Source organism: Pseudomonas sp. NPDC089408, assembly GCF_044749445.1.
Lineage (GTDB): Bacteria > Pseudomonadota > Gammaproteobacteria > Pseudomonadales > Pseudomonadaceae > Aquipseudomonas.
Map to the genome: position 1 here is coordinate 133,720 of NZ_JBIVHY010000002.1, position 12,965 is coordinate 146,684.

Consider the following 12,965-nt stretch of genomic DNA (forward strand, 5'->3'; position numbering starts at 1 on the left):
CTGAGCAACGCACTGGAGAACCTACCGTGAAATTCCAAGGCATCTACACCCCGGCAATCACTCCGCTGGCTGCAGACGGCTCGATCGACAAGGCGGCATTCGCCGAGGTCCTCGAATACCTGGTCGAGTCGAAGATCCACGGCGTCATCATTGGCGGCTCCACCGGCGAGTACTACGCCCACACCACCCAGGAGCGCATCGAGCTGGCCGCCCAGGCCAAGGACGTGCTCAACGGCCGCCTGCCGCTGATCGTCGGCACCGGCGGCATTCGCACCGAAGATGCCGTGGCGTTCGCCCAGCATGCCAAGGAAATCAAGGCTGACGCACTGCTGGTCGGCACCCCCCCGTACGCCCTGCCGACCCAGCAGGAAATCGCCCTGCACGTCAAAGCGGTCGACGCCGCCGCCGGCCTGCCGATCATGCTCTACAACTACCCGGGGCGCATGAGCGTGAGCATGGGCGAGGCGTTCTTCGACGCCGTTGCCGACGTGAAGAACATCGTTGCCATCAAGGAAAGCTCCGGCGACATGGCCCAGCTGCACCGCCTGGCCATCCAGCGCCCGAACATCCAGCTGTCGTGCGGCTGGGACGACCAGGCCCTGGAGTTCTTCGCCTGGGGCGCCCAGAGCTGGGTTTGCGCCGGCTCCAACTTCATCCCGCGCGAGCACGTAGCCCTGTATGAGGCTTGCGTGATCGAGAAGAACTTCGACAAAGGCCGCAAGATCATGAGCGCCATGATGCCGCTGATGGACTTCCTCGAAGGTGGCAAGTTCGTCCAGGCGATCAAGAACGGCGTGGCCCTGAACGGCCTGAAGACCGGTGGCGTGCGCAAGCCGCTGTACGACCTGGATGACGCCGAGAAGCAAGAACTCAAGCGCGTGGTCACCGAGCTGAAAGCCACCATCGCCCAGATCAAATAAGGAGGCCGGAAAAATGGCTGAATTGCTGAGCAAGGAACAATACGCGGCCATCGCCGCCGAACTGCAACTGCGTACCCAGGCGTTCATCGACGGTGAATTCCGCGACGCCATCTCCGGCCGCACCTTCGTCACCACCAACCCGGCTACCGGCAAACAACTGGCCGAGGTCGCTGCCTGTGACGTCAACGACGTCAACGTGGCCGTGGCCGCAGCCAAGCGCGTGTTCGAAGAAGGCACCTGGTCGAAGATGCAGCCCAACGACCGCAAGCACGTGCTGCAGAAGTTCGCCCAGCTGCTGGAAGACAACGCCCATGAGCTGGCGGTGCTGGAAGCGCTGGACAGCGGCAAGCCGGTCAGCGAGTGCCAGACCGTCGACGTGCCGGAAACCATCCACACCATCCGCTGGCACGCCGAGCTGATCGACAAGATCTACGACGCCACCGCGCCGACCGGCAACGCTGCCGTGACCATGGTGGTGCGTGAAGCCATCGGCGTGGTCGGCCTGGTGCTGCCATGGAACTTCCCGCTGCTGATGCTGGCCTGGAAGATCGCCCCGTCGCTGGCCGCCGGTTGCTCGATTGTGGTCAAGCCGGCCAAGGAAACCACCCTCAGCGCCCTGCGCGTGGCGGAACTGGCCCACGAGGCCGGCATTCCGGCTGGCGTGTTCAACCTGGTGCCTGGCGGCGGCCGTGAAGTGGGCGAGGCCATCGGCCGCCACATGGACATCCCGATGGTCAGCTTCACCGGCTCCACCGACACCGGCCGGCTGTTCCTGAAATACGCGGCCGAGTCCAACCTCAAGCGCATCGTCCTGGAGCTGGGTGGCAAGAACCCGGCCGTGGTCATGAACGACTGCGAAGACCTCGACGAAGTGGCCCAGTTCGTCACCGCCGGTGCGTTCTGGAACATGGGTGAGAACTGCTCCGCCTCGTCGCGCCTGATCGTGCACAAGGACGTGAAAGACGAACTGCTGGGCCTGATCGCCAAGCACCTGAAAGACTGGAAACTGGGCGACCCGCTCGACCCCGACAACCGCCTGGGCGCCATGGTCAGCAAGTCGCACTTCGAAAAGGTGAAGTCGTACCTGGAATACGCTGCCGAGCAGAAACTCAGCATCGTTCAGGGCGGCGAAACTGAAGAAGGCGTATTCGTGCAGCCGACCATCGTCGACAACGTTGGCCGCGACAACAAGCTGTTCGTCGAGGAAATCTTTGGCCCGGTGCTGAGCGTGACCAGCTTCGAAACCATCGACGAGGCGATCGAGCTGGCCAACGACACCGTCTACGGCCTGGCGGCTTCGGCCTACACCGGCAGCCTGCGCAATGCGCTGCGCCTGTCGCGTGAAATCCGCGCTGGCGTGGTCACGGTCAACTGCTTCGGCGAAGGTGATGTGAGCACGCCGTTCGGTGGCTACAAAGAGTCTGGCTTTGGTGGGCGCGACAAGTCCATCTGGGCCCACGACCAGTACACGGAGCTGAAGACCATCTGGATCAACGCTTCGTGATCTGAGCAAGACCGGTGCTGTTCTGACGGAGTTCGGCACCTGGCCGCCTTGTGTTTGCAGGGCTGGCCTATTCGCGGGTAAACCCGCTCCTACAAGGGTTCACACGGCCCCATGTAGGAGCGGGTTCACCCGCGAATAGGCCGGTCCTGCAAACACAGTGGCGGCCTTTTTATTACTTGAACTTGGGCCCCGACCGGGTATTCAGCCCCTTGGCCATCCGGTCATACAGCACCACATTCACCGTCGCCGCCAAGTTCATGCAACCCTCGGTCGGTATGTAGATGGTTTCTTCACACCACCCCCGCACCTCTTCGCTCAGCGAACCATCCTCCGGCCCGAAGATGTAGATGGCCCGGTCCGGGTGGGTATATTCCGGCAATGGCCGCGCCCCTTCCACCAGCTCCACCGCCACCGGCGTGCAGCCCAGCGGAATGATACATTGCAGGTCGTCGATGCCGATCAGCGGGATGTCGTAGTGCACGCGCTTGGTGTCGGTGACAAAGTCACGCGCGCGTTCGTACCGTTTGCCGGTGTAAAACACCGAATTGACGCCATAGCAGCCCGCGGCGCGCATCACCGAGCCGACGTTTTCTGGCGATTTGGGGTTGAACAGGCCGATGCAGCTGTATCGTTTGTTTGCCACGTACCGGGGCCCTTCGCGAAAAAAGCGCGATTATACGGGCTGCCCGGTAGCAGCGGGGGGCGAATCGATGGTCAGTCTTTCTTCAGCATGCCGGCCAGCGCAGCAAACGGGTTATGGGTGGCCTTGGCGATGCTCGGGGTGCTGGTGGAGCCTTCGCTGAAGTACTGCTGGTCGGTGTAGCGAGAGTGCTCGTTGTCGTGGCAGTACAGGCACAGCAGCTCCCAGTTGGAGCCGTCCTGCGGGTTGTTGTCGTGGTTGTGGTCACGGTGGTGCACGGTCAGCTCGCTCAGGCGCTTGCCGGCGAACTCGCGGGCGCAGCGGCCGCACACGTGCGGGTACATTCTCAGGGCCTTGTCGCGGTAGCCCATTTCCTTGTCGCGCTTGGCATCGGCAAGGATGCGGTCCAGGCGCGCGGTGGCGGCGGCGGAAGAGGTGGAGCTCATGGGTGTTTCCTTTGTTCTGATCAGGCAGATGACGGTTATGCCATTGAGTCTAGCGCGCTTGCAGGGCAGGCGGACAGGCGAAAGCTTTGATTTAGGCGTAGCCTGTAGGAAGGTTCCCGACAGGAGGTTGCTGATGTCGCGCGCGATCCTCGCTGTGCTGTTGCTGGCTGGCCTACCTATGGCCGAAGCCGCCAGCACACCACCCCGGTTGACCACGCCGGTGCCCGGTGCGCCGGGTACACCGACACCCACGCCATACCCGCAGATAACCCCGAGTGCGCCGCCCAAGGCGTATGACAGCCAGCCGGGGGCGCCGTTGTTGCCACCGATGCCGGTGCCGGGGCCGCCAAAGGACCAGCCGCTGCCGGGGTTGCGGCCGGAGCCTGTGAAGCCGGCGGTGGATGATGATTGACTGACCGATGTGTGTGGCTGTTGGTTTTTTTGGGGCTGCTTTGCAGCCCATCGCGACGCAAGGCCGCTCCTACAGCAGACCGCGTTCCCTTGTAGGAGCGGCCTTGTGTCGCGAAAGGGGCGCAAAGCGCCCCCGGCCATCTCAAGCAATACCTAGCTCGCCAAACACGAACGCATACTCCAGCGCCACATCCTTCAAGCCCTGATACCGCCCACTCATCCCGCCATGCCCGGCGCCCATCTCGGTCTTGAGCAGCAGCAAGTTGCCGTCAGTCTTGCGCGTACGCAACCGCGCCACCCACTTCGCCGCTTCCCAGTACTGCACGCGGCTGTCGTTGTAGCCCGCTACCACCAGCATGGCCGGGTAGGCTTGCGCTTTCACGTTTTCATAGGGCGCATACGCCTTGATCCGCTTGTACACCTCCGGCTCCTGAGGGTTGCCCCATTCGTCGTACTCGGTCACGGTCAGCGGCAACTCGGGGTCGAGCATGGTGTTGAGCACGTCGACGAACGGCACCTCGGCAATCGCACAGCGGAACAGCTCGGGGCGCAGGTTGAGCACCGCGCCGATCAACAGGCCGCCAGCGCTGCCACCACTGATCGCCAGCCGGTCAGCGGCGGTCACGCCCTCGACAATGAGGTGCTCGGCACAGGCGATGAAGTCGCTGAAGGTGTTGTGTTTGTGCGCTTGCTTGCCGGCGCGGTACCACGCTTCGCCCAGTTCACCGCCACCCCGCACATGGGCGATGGCAAAGGCCACGCCGCGCTGCAGCAGGCTCAGGCGCGCATGCGAGAACCACGGGTCGAGGCTTTCGCCATAGGCGCCATAGCCATACAGGTACAGCGGCACGGTCTGGCCCAGGTCCTGGCGGCGCCGTACCAGGCTGATCGGCACCTGGGTGCCGTCGGCGGCCGTGGCCCACAAGCGCTCGCTGACATAGTCGTCGGCATCGAACGCACCCAGCACCGGGGTTTGCTTGAGCACGGCCTGGGCGCCTGTGGCCAGTTCCAGCTGGCGTACCTGGGCAGGGCGGTTGAGCGCTTCGTAACGCAGGCGCAGGCGTGGGCTGGTGAACTCCAGGCTGTCTTGCACATACAAGCTGTAGGCCGCATCTGGCAGCTCGACGCGGTAGGCCGGCAGGCCTTGCGGGCGCACTTCGATGATCGGCAGGCCGCCTTCGCGCAGGCTCAGGGTCAGCGCACCGGCATTCAGGCTGAGGCCTTCGAGCATGATCGCGTCACGGTGCGCCACCAGCACTTGCCACTGTTCACGGCTGGGCACCGGCGCAACCGGGGCGTGGTACAGGGCGAAGTTGATGCCGTCCTGGTTGGTGCGGATGAACCAGCGCCACTCGCCGTCGAGCTGGCCGTGGTCAGGGAAATACTCGTGGCCTTCGACCCGTGGCGCCAGGCAGACGAAGGGCGCCTGCGGGGTTTGCGCGTCCAGCACCCAGGCTTCGCTGGTGGTCTTGCTGTTCAGCAGCAGCACCAGCTGGCGCTCGGAACTGGTGCGGTAGCAATGCAGGAAGAAGCGCCCGTCGGGCTCTTCGAACACGGTCTGGGCGCCGTCAGTGCCCAGGGTATGGCGGCGCAGGCGCCACGGCCGGTGGGTGTCGTCCAGTTCGGCGAAGAACAGTGTCTGGCTGTCGTTGGCCCAGGTCAGGCTGCCGTCGCAGTCGTCGAAGGGCAGGGCAGTGACGTTGCCGCTGGCCAGGTCTTTGACGTACAGGCTGTAGATCTCGTCGCCACTGGTATCAAGGCTGTAGGCCAGCAGGCGGTGGTCGGGGCTGACGTTGAACGCGCCGAGCGAGAGGAAGCCGCCGTTGGCCAGGGCGTTGGGGTCGAGCAGCAGCTGCTCCTGGCTTTCATCGACGGTGTTGGAATCGTCGGCCGGGCGCGGGCAGCGATAGTGACGCGGGTATTCGTCGCCGGCGGTGGTCCGGGTGTAGTACAGGTAAGGGCCCCAGGGTGATGGCAACGACAGGTCGGTTTCCTGGATGCGGCCCTTGATCTCTTCGAACAGCTGCTCGCGCAGGTGTGCCTGGTCGGCCAGGCAGGCTTCCTGGTAGGCGTTTTCGGCTTGCAGGTAGGCGAGTACCTCGGGGGAGTCGCGTTGCTGCAGCCAGGCGTACGGGTCGGCGGCCTGGTCGGCTTGGGCAATCGGGGGTTGGGGCTTGGTTGGCATTGAGGGTCTCTTGGTTGGGGTTGCCTGTATTGGCCTCTTCGCGGGTGAACCCGCTCCTACAGCCCGGAAAAGTGTTTATCATAGGCAACTCTTTGCCTGGCTTGCACGAACACCATGATCGAGAACGACTACACCTTCGCCTGGGGCCTGTACGCAGTTGCGGCCTTGGGCTGCCTGCTGGTGGGCTTCAAGCTCACCGGCTGGATGTGGCGCTGGCTGCGCGAACCGCTGCGGGTGCTGCTGGCGGTGCTGCTGCTGACCCCGACCATCGTCGACCCGGTCAAGGAAAGCTTTGCCCCCGCCATTGCCATCACCGCCCTGGATGTCGCCTTCAAGGTCGGCAACAACGCCTGGCGCGCGGTGTCTGACTTTGCCATGTACGGCTTGATCGCTTTCGCCCTGTATTTCCTCTTCGTGCTGCTGCGCTGGCCGCTGGAAAAGCGCGCCCGCGAGCGCCGTGCGCAGGCTGATGCCGCCGCCCAGCGCCAGCTGGCCGAAGATGACCAGCTCGGCGCCCAGGCACCACTGGCCGCCGAGCGCAGCGACCGTTACCGTGACGACCCGCCGCCAGCCGCCCCGCGTGGCAATGGCCGGGTCGAGCCCCGTCTGTAAGCGGAGACCCAGCCATGTGCGAACTGTTGGGCATGAGTGCCAACGTCCCTACCGACATCGTCTTCAGCTTCACCGGCCTGATGCAACGCGGTGGCCGTACCGGCCCGCACCGTGACGGCTGGGGTATCGGTTTCTACGAGGGGCGCGGCCTGCGCCTGTTCCAGGACCCGGCGGCCAGCAGCGAGTCGGAAGTGGCCAACCTGGTACAGCGCTACCCGATCAAGAGCGAAGTGGTCATAGGCCATATTCGCCAAGCCAACGTCGGCAAGGTGTGCCTGTCCAACACCCACCCGTTCGTGCGGGAAATGTGGGGCCGCAACTGGTGCTTCGCGCACAACGGCCAGCTGGGCGAGTTCAAGGGCCTGGCAAGTTTCTACCGGCCGGTGGGTGACACTGACAGCGAAGCGGCCTTCTGCGACCTGCTCAACCGTATCCGCAGTGCCTTCCCCGAACCGGTGCCGGTGGAACAGCTGCTGCCGGTGCTGGTCGAAGCCTGTGCCGGCTACCGTGGCCAGGGCGTGTTCAACTGCATGCTCAGCGACGGTGACTGGTTGTTCTGCTTCTGTTCGACCAAGCTGGTGCACATTACCCGGCGTGCACCGTTTGGTGCGGCGCGCTTGAAGGATGTCGACCTGATCGTCGATTTTCATACCGAAACCACCCCCAACGACGTGGTCACGGTGATTGCCACCGAGGCCCTGACCGAGAACGAGACCTGGCACCGTTACGAGCCGGGTCAATGGGCCTTGTGGCGGCACGGAGAGTGCACAGCGCACGGCCAGAGCTAAGGACGCTGCATGTTCAGAAGTTACCTGCGGTTGCTGCTGTTCACCTTCGGCCTGCTGGCCGGTATCCAGGTCCCGGGGCTGGTCAAGGACTACAGCCAGCGTGTCGAGGCACACCTGTTCGAGTCGCGGGAGGCACTGGATGGCTTCCGGCAAACGGCCGAACGCTTCTTCAAGGGTGACCTTCAGGCGTTGCTGCAGCACTATCGCAGCAGTGATGACCCGGTATTCAACAGTGATGCCAACAGCATCGAAAGCCTGATGATCCGCAACGAACTGCTGGAAAACGAATGGCAGGCACTGCAAGGGTCATGGGCCGAGCGCACCTGGCATGTGCTGGTGCAGGCCGACCCGCAGCTGCGCGAAGAAACCCTGAATGGCTACAGCTACCAGATTCTGCTGGTGCCCGAGGCGGTTGGCTGGGGTGTCGGGGCTGGGTTTGTGCTGGCGTTTGTGGTCGAGAGCGTGTTGCTGGGGATTGGCTGGGTCATCCTCGGCGGGCGGCGTGGCGCGGTGAAAGAGAGCTGGCGCTGATTCACCTGAACGGCCCCTGATTATTTGTAGGCTGCGCGGTCCCTGTAGGAGCGGCCTTGTGTCGCGAAAGGGCCGCAGAGCGGCCCCAGGGGTTCAGCAGCGATGCAGCAATTGCTGGGGCTGCTTTGCAGCCCTTTCGCGACACAAGGCCGCTCCTACAGGGACCGAGTCAGCCGGTCAAAAAAGTGTATCGGCCACACAAAAGCCAGTAGGTCAGACCAACACAATCCGCTGCCCCCCCACATCCCGCGCATACCCCTCCAGCACCTGCCGGCACACCCCGACCACTTCATCCACCAACGCCACCCCGGTCTGCCAGGCCACCACCAGCTCCAGGCTCGGCGGCGGTTGCAGCCCTTGCAGCAACACCAGCTCGCCCCGGCTCAGTTCGGCATCCACCAACGCCGGCGGCAACGCGCCAATGCCAAAACCGTCACGCAACAGGCGGGTAATCGCCGCCACCGAGTTTACACAGTTCAAGCGCGGCGCTTCGGCCCCTGCGCCCTGTAGCAGGCTCAGCACCTCCTGGTGCGGCCGCGAGTTCTTCGAGAAGGTGATGATCCGCTCCCGGCCAAGCTCGGCCAGCGAGGCGTAATCACGCTGCTGGTGTGAGCCCGCAGCCACCACCCAGCCCATCGGGTAACGTGCCAGGTCCAGGCTGCGGATCGATTGCTCGCGCAGCAAGTCGGTCTGCAGGATCACGTCGAGAAAGCCCTTCTGCAACTGCTCGCGCAGGTTCAGCGCGGTATCGGCCACCAGCTCGATTTCCAGCTGCGGGTAGCGCTCGGTCAGCTCTGCCACCAGCGCACTCATCCAGGTGTGGATCACCGTGTCCATCACCCCGATACGAATGCGCCCGACCTTGGCCCGGTCGCTGTCCAGCGACTGCTTCATGGCTTTGGCGGTTTCCAGCATGCGCTCGGCATACTCCAGCACCTTGCCGCCTTCCGGGGTCAGGCTGACGCCACGGGAATCGCGCAGCAGCAGCTTCACCCCAAGGTCAGCCTCCAGTGCGGCAATGCGGCTGGACACCGAGGCCTGGGTGGTAAACAGCTTTTCTGCAGTCAGGCGGAAGCTCTTGAGCCGGGCGACCCAGACGAAGGTTTCGAGGAAGCGAAGGTTCATGATCAGTTTTTCTTGTTCCAGACCAGCGGGTTTTCTCGTTGGACGCAGGCGGCGCGGCCTCTGAACATGGTGCTCAGGCCGCGACGCTTTGTGTCGCCCATAAAACAATACCAACAAGCCGAGGCAAGCATGAACCCCACCGGCGTGCAGCAGCAGGTCACTTCCCCCCCTTCGTCCGGGCCGTTCGCCTGGTACCGCGACATCGACTCACAGCAACGGCGCACCTTCTGGAGCTGCAAGATCGGCTATGGCCTGGACGGCATGGACACGCAGATGCTCAGCTTCGTCATCCCCACGCTGATCATGCTGTGGGGCATCACCACCACCGAAGCCGGGCTTATCCATACCAGCACGCTGATCGCCTCGGCGGTGGGTGGCTGGATTGCCGGTATCCTTTCCGACCGCATCGGCCGCGTGCGTACCCTGCAACTGACCGTGCTATGGTTCGCGTTCTTTACCTTCCTGTGCGGCTTTGCCCAGAACTACGAGCAGTTGCTGATCGCCCGCACCCTGATGGGCTTCGGCTTTGGCGGCGAATGGACCGCCGGCGCGGTGCTGATCGGCGAAGTGATCCGTGCCCAGGACCGTGGCAAGGCGGTGGGCATGGTGCAGTCCGGCTGGGCCATCGGTTGGGGCCTTACAGCCATTCTCTATGCACTGCTGTTTTCCTGGCTGCCGCCAGAACAGGCTTGGCGTGCGCTGTTCCTGCTGGGGCTGGTGCCGGCGGTGTTCGTGATCTTCGTCCGCCGCCTGGTCAAGGACCCGGAGGTGTACCGCGAGGCCAAGGCGGTGGAAAACGCCGAAGCGCCGTCGCACTTCTATGAGATTTTCGCCCCGGGCATGCTCTGGACCACCGTACGGGCTTCGCTGCTGACCACCGGCGCGCTGGGCGGCTACTACGCCATCACCTCGTGGCTGCCAACCTTCCTCAAGAACGAGCGCGGCCTGAGCGTGCTGGGTACCGGTGGCTACTTGGCAATGGTGATCGTCGGCTCCTACATCGGCTATGTGGTCAGCGCGTACCTGTCCGACCTGCTGGGGCGCAAGAAGAACTTCATCCTGTTCGCCGTCGGTTCGTTCGTGATTGTGCTGCTGTATACGCAGTTGCCGGTCAGCGATGGCGTGATGCTGTGGCTGGGCTTCCCGCTGGGCTTCTTCGCCTCGGGCATTTTCAGCGGCATGGGCGCGTTTCTCACCGAACTGTTTCCCACGCGTATTCGTGGTTCCGGGCAGGGCTTCTGCTACAACATCGGCAAGGTCATCGCCGCACTGTTCCCGCTGCTGATCGGCGTGCTTGGCCAGAAGGTCCCGCTGGGCCTGGGTATCGGCGTGTTTTCGGCGGTGTCTTACGGGGTGGTGATCGTGGCTGCACTAAGCCTGCCGGAAACCCGCGGCAAACAACTGCAGGCGCGGTAAGGTAGGCATATGGATAACAACAACGGAGGCCGCGTGGTGGAACGCCTGCTACTCAATTGCGACATGGGCGAGAGTTTCGGCAGCTGGCGCATGGGCCTGGATGCCGAGGTCATGCCCTACATCGACTGCGCCAACATTGCCTGCGGCTACCACGCTGGCGACCCCGGCATCATGCGCCGCACCGTGGCGCTGGCGCTGGAACACGGGGTAACCATCGGTGCGCACCCGGCCTACCCGGACCTGGTCGGCTTCGGCCGCCGCTCCATGGCCTGCAGCGCGGAAGAAATCCGCGACCTGCTGCACTACCAGATCGGTGCGCTGGATGGCATCTGCAAGGTACTGGGTGGCCGCGTAGCCTACGTGAAACCGCATGGCGCGCTGTACAACGACATGATGGCCGACCCGCTCAAGCTGCGTACCGTGCTGGAGGCTGTAGCGGCCTACGACAGCAACCTGCCGCTGATGCTGATGGCCACTGCCGACAACCGCGCCGCCCAGGCGCTGGGCGATGAAATCGGTGTGCCGCTGTGGTTCGAGGCGTTCGCTGACCGCGCCTATACCGCCAGCGGCCACCTGGTATCGCGGCGCCTGCCCGGCGCGGTGCACCACGACCCGGCGCTTGTGGTGGAGCAGGCCGTGCGACTGGCCCGTGGCGACACGCTGATGGCGGACGATGGCAGTGCCTTGAAACTGGCGGCCAGCACCCTCTGCGTGCATGGCGACAACGACAGTTCGGTGGCCGCAGTGCGGCAGATTCGTCAGGCCCTCGATGCGCTGGAGGCGAGATGAAACCGCGCATCGAAGTGGTAGCCATCGATAGCCTGATGGTGCGCCTGTTCGAACGCATCGAGGAGGCCAACATGCCGTGGATGCTCGCCGCCAGCCAGCGCCTGCGCGCGGTGTTCGGCGAGCACTTGCTGGACCTGGTGCCGTCCTACACCACGCTGATGGTGCAGTTCGACCTGCCGCCGGGCGAGGCGAGGGCGCTGATCGCCCGGGCGTTGGACGGTTTGCAGCCAGACACTGGCAGTGGCGGCCGCCGCCATGAGATCCCGGTGTGGTACGACGCCAGTGTCGGCCCGGAACTGCCGATGCTGGCCGCCCGCAGCGGGTTGAGCGAGGCCGAGGTAATCCACCTGCATAGCGAACGCGAATACCCCGTGTTTGCCCTGGGCTTTGCCCCCGGTTTCGGCTTCATGGGCCTGGTTGATGAACGCCTGGCCAGCCCGCGCCTGAGCACCCCGCGCAAGCGGGTGGCGGCTGGCAGCGTCGGCATTGCCGAGCGCCAGACGGCAGCGTACCCGGCAGTATCGCCGGGCGGCTGGAACCTGATCGGCCGTACCCCGGTGCGGCTGTTCGACCGTGAACGTGATGGCTACAGCCTGTTGCAACCCGGTGACCGAGTGCGTTTCGTGGCGGTTTCGCGCGGTGAATTCCTGGCCCTTGGCGGTGATGTGGAGGCGCAAGGATGAAGCTGTTGCAGATCGAGGCCAGCACCGCGCTGTGCCAGTTGCAGGATGCCGGGCGCTTCGGCGTGCGCCACCTGGGCGTGACCCAGGGCGGGGCGCTGGACTGGGTGGCCATGCACTGGGCCAACTGGCTGCTGGGCAATCCGCTGGGGGCGCCGGTGGTCGAGGTGGCGCTGGGTGGTTTCTGCGTGGTGGCTGAACAGGACTGTGTGCTGGCCTTGGCGGGTGCCGACCTGGATGCGCGGGTTGATGATCAGCCGGTCGCGCCCTGGCGCAGTTTTGCGCTGGGTAAAGGGCAGCGGTTGACCCTCAAGCAGCCAAAGCAGGGCGTGCGGGCGTACCTGGCGGCACCAGGCGGGTTTCAAGGCGAGGATGTGCTGGGTAGCTGTGCCACCGTGGTGCGCGAAGACCTGGGCGGTATCGATGGCCGTGGTGCTGCGCTTGGTAAAGGCCAGGCGCTGGCTTTTGCAGGTACTTCGGCAAGCTTGCGCGAGGTGCCGCAAGCGCTGCGTCCAGCGTATGCACAAAAGCCCGTGCTCGACCTGGTGATGGGCGCGCAGATCGGTGATTTCAGCGGTACCAGCCTGTTCAAGGCATTCAACAGTGACTGGACGCTCGACACCCGGGCTGATCGCATGGGCATCCGCCTGTTGGGGCCGCAGCTGGTTTATCAGGGCTCGCCGATGATTTCCGAAGGGATTCCGCTGGGCGCGGTGCAGGTGCCGCCGGATGGGCAGCCGATCGTGTTGTTGAATGACCGGCAGACCATTGGTGGTTATCCGCGGCTGGGGGCGTTGACGCCATTGGCGTTGGCGCAGCTGGCGCAGTGCATGCCGGGGGCTGCCGTGCGGTTCAGGGCGGTGGTGCAGGATGAGGCGTGGCGGGAGCAGCAGCGTTACCTGGAACGTTGGTTGTAAG

Annotated in this window: 14 protein-coding genes; 10 read left to right on the plus strand and 4 right to left on the minus strand. The window is 64.3% G+C overall.

Translation table 11 applies throughout. The annotated features are described in order from the left end of the window. The first annotated feature begins 26 nt into the window (after positions 1–26). Together ACIP02_RS04080 and ACIP02_RS04085 are read left to right on the plus strand one after the other, a co-directional pair. Positions 27–920, plus strand: a complete 894-nt coding sequence (locus tag ACIP02_RS04080) for a dihydrodipicolinate synthase family protein (RefSeq protein WP_400613486.1) — start codon at positions 27–29, stop codon at positions 918–920. Between the two features lie 13 nt (positions 921–933). Further along, a complete protein-coding gene (locus tag ACIP02_RS04085; protein WP_400613488.1) occupies positions 934–2,424 on the plus strand; it encodes an aldehyde dehydrogenase in 1,491 nt (496 codons plus the stop codon). A 172-nt stretch (positions 2,425–2,596) separates the two neighbouring features. Here ACIP02_RS04085 and ACIP02_RS04090 read toward each other — a convergent pair whose 3' ends face one another. Further along, positions 2,597–3,067: an RNA methyltransferase gene (locus ACIP02_RS04090; RefSeq protein WP_400613490.1), complete on the minus strand. Its 471-nt coding sequence runs from the start codon at positions 3,065–3,067 to the stop codon at positions 2,597–2,599. A 71-nt stretch (positions 3,068–3,138) separates the two neighbouring features. Beyond that, positions 3,139–3,510, minus strand: a complete 372-nt coding sequence (locus tag ACIP02_RS04095; protein WP_016488597.1) for a YajD family HNH nuclease — start codon at positions 3,508–3,510, stop codon at positions 3,139–3,141. 133 nt (positions 3,511–3,643) lie between these two features. Between ACIP02_RS04095 and ACIP02_RS04100 the strand changes: the two genes are divergently transcribed. Continuing rightward, positions 3,644–3,922: a hypothetical protein gene (locus tag ACIP02_RS04100; protein ID WP_400613492.1), complete on the plus strand. Its 279-nt coding sequence runs from the start codon at positions 3,644–3,646 to the stop codon at positions 3,920–3,922. A 141-nt stretch (positions 3,923–4,063) separates the two neighbouring features. On the opposite strand, the gene ACIP02_RS04105 is transcribed toward ACIP02_RS04100, so the two are convergent. After that, complete coding sequence (locus ACIP02_RS04105; protein ID WP_400613494.1) at positions 4,064–6,106, minus strand: S9 family peptidase; 2,043 nt, start codon at positions 6,104–6,106, stop codon at positions 4,064–4,066. Positions 6,107–6,220: 114 nt separating this feature from the next. Between ACIP02_RS04105 and ACIP02_RS04110 the strand changes: the two genes are divergently transcribed. The 3 genes from ACIP02_RS04110 to ACIP02_RS04120 are packed head-to-tail and all read left to right on the plus strand — an operon-like array spanning position 6,221 to position 8,037. Next, complete coding sequence (locus tag ACIP02_RS04110) at positions 6,221–6,718, plus strand: MFS transporter (protein WP_400613496.1); 498 nt, start codon at positions 6,221–6,223, stop codon at positions 6,716–6,718. 14 nt (positions 6,719–6,732) lie between these two features. After that, a complete protein-coding gene (locus ACIP02_RS04115; protein WP_201200685.1) occupies positions 6,733–7,506 on the plus strand; it encodes a class II glutamine amidotransferase in 774 nt (257 codons plus the stop codon). 9 nt (positions 7,507–7,515) lie between these two features. Beyond that, on the plus strand, positions 7,516–8,037 hold the full coding sequence (locus ACIP02_RS04120) for a DUF2937 family protein (RefSeq protein ID WP_400613498.1): 522 nt from the start codon (positions 7,516–7,518) through the stop codon (positions 8,035–8,037). A 213-nt stretch (positions 8,038–8,250) separates the two neighbouring features. Here ACIP02_RS04120 and ACIP02_RS04125 read toward each other — a convergent pair whose 3' ends face one another. Beyond that, a complete protein-coding gene (locus tag ACIP02_RS04125; protein ID WP_400613500.1) occupies positions 8,251–9,162 on the minus strand; it encodes a LysR family transcriptional regulator in 912 nt (303 codons plus the stop codon). Between the two features lie 129 nt (positions 9,163–9,291). Between ACIP02_RS04125 and ACIP02_RS04130 the strand changes: the two genes are divergently transcribed. From ACIP02_RS04130 to ACIP02_RS04145, 4 genes are read left to right on the plus strand one after another with little or no spacing between them, the layout of a single operon-like run. Then, positions 9,292–10,578 (plus strand): MFS transporter, encoded by a 1,287-nt coding sequence (locus ACIP02_RS04130; RefSeq protein ID WP_400613502.1) that lies wholly within the window; start codon positions 9,292–9,294, stop codon positions 10,576–10,578. 9 nt (positions 10,579–10,587) lie between these two features. Next, entirely contained in the window at positions 10,588–11,367 is a 780-nt protein-coding gene (locus ACIP02_RS04135) for a 5-oxoprolinase subunit PxpA (RefSeq protein ID WP_400613504.1), read from the plus strand. Further along, on the plus strand, positions 11,364–12,050 hold the full coding sequence (pxpB, locus tag ACIP02_RS04140) for a 5-oxoprolinase subunit PxpB (RefSeq protein WP_400613507.1): 687 nt from the start codon (positions 11,364–11,366) through the stop codon (positions 12,048–12,050). The genes ACIP02_RS04135 and pxpB overlap by 4 nt, the downstream gene beginning before the upstream one ends. Next, complete coding sequence (locus ACIP02_RS04145; protein ID WP_400613509.1) at positions 12,047–12,964, plus strand: biotin-dependent carboxyltransferase family protein; 918 nt, start codon at positions 12,047–12,049, stop codon at positions 12,962–12,964. Before pxpB ends, ACIP02_RS04145 begins: the two co-directional genes overlap by 4 nt. The last annotated feature ends 1 nt before the right edge of the window (position 12,965 follow it).

Excerpts from the sequence above, each read along its gene's own strand:
- ACIP02_RS04120 (WP_400613498.1), top strand. The coding sequence starts at position 7,516 with ATGTTCAGAAGTTACCTGCGGTTGCTGCTGTTCACCTTCGGCCTGCTG.
- ACIP02_RS04095 (WP_016488597.1), bottom strand. The coding sequence starts at position 3,510 with ATGAGCTCCACCTCTTCCGCCGCCGCCACCGCGCGCCTGGACCGCATC.
- pxpB (WP_400613507.1), top strand. The coding sequence starts at position 11,364 with ATGAAACCGCGCATCGAAGTGGTAGCCATCGATAGCCTGATGGTGCGC.
- ACIP02_RS04105 (WP_400613494.1), bottom strand. The coding sequence starts at position 6,106 with ATGCCAACCAAGCCCCAACCCCCGATTGCCCAAGCCGACCAGGCCGCC.
- ACIP02_RS04130 (WP_400613502.1), top strand. The coding sequence starts at position 9,292 with ATGAACCCCACCGGCGTGCAGCAGCAGGTCACTTCCCCCCCTTCGTCC.
- ACIP02_RS04145 (WP_400613509.1), top strand. The coding sequence starts at position 12,047 with ATGAAGCTGTTGCAGATCGAGGCCAGCACCGCGCTGTGCCAGTTGCAG.
- ACIP02_RS04125 (WP_400613500.1), bottom strand. The coding sequence starts at position 9,162 with ATGAACCTTCGCTTCCTCGAAACCTTCGTCTGGGTCGCCCGGCTCAAG.
- ACIP02_RS04110 (WP_400613496.1), top strand. The coding sequence starts at position 6,221 with ATGATCGAGAACGACTACACCTTCGCCTGGGGCCTGTACGCAGTTGCG.
- ACIP02_RS04100 (WP_400613492.1), top strand. The coding sequence starts at position 3,644 with ATGTCGCGCGCGATCCTCGCTGTGCTGTTGCTGGCTGGCCTACCTATG.
- ACIP02_RS04115 (WP_201200685.1), top strand. The coding sequence starts at position 6,733 with ATGTGCGAACTGTTGGGCATGAGTGCCAACGTCCCTACCGACATCGTC.
- ACIP02_RS04085 (WP_400613488.1), top strand. The coding sequence starts at position 934 with ATGGCTGAATTGCTGAGCAAGGAACAATACGCGGCCATCGCCGCCGAA.
- ACIP02_RS04135 (WP_400613504.1), top strand. The coding sequence starts at position 10,588 with ATGGATAACAACAACGGAGGCCGCGTGGTGGAACGCCTGCTACTCAAT.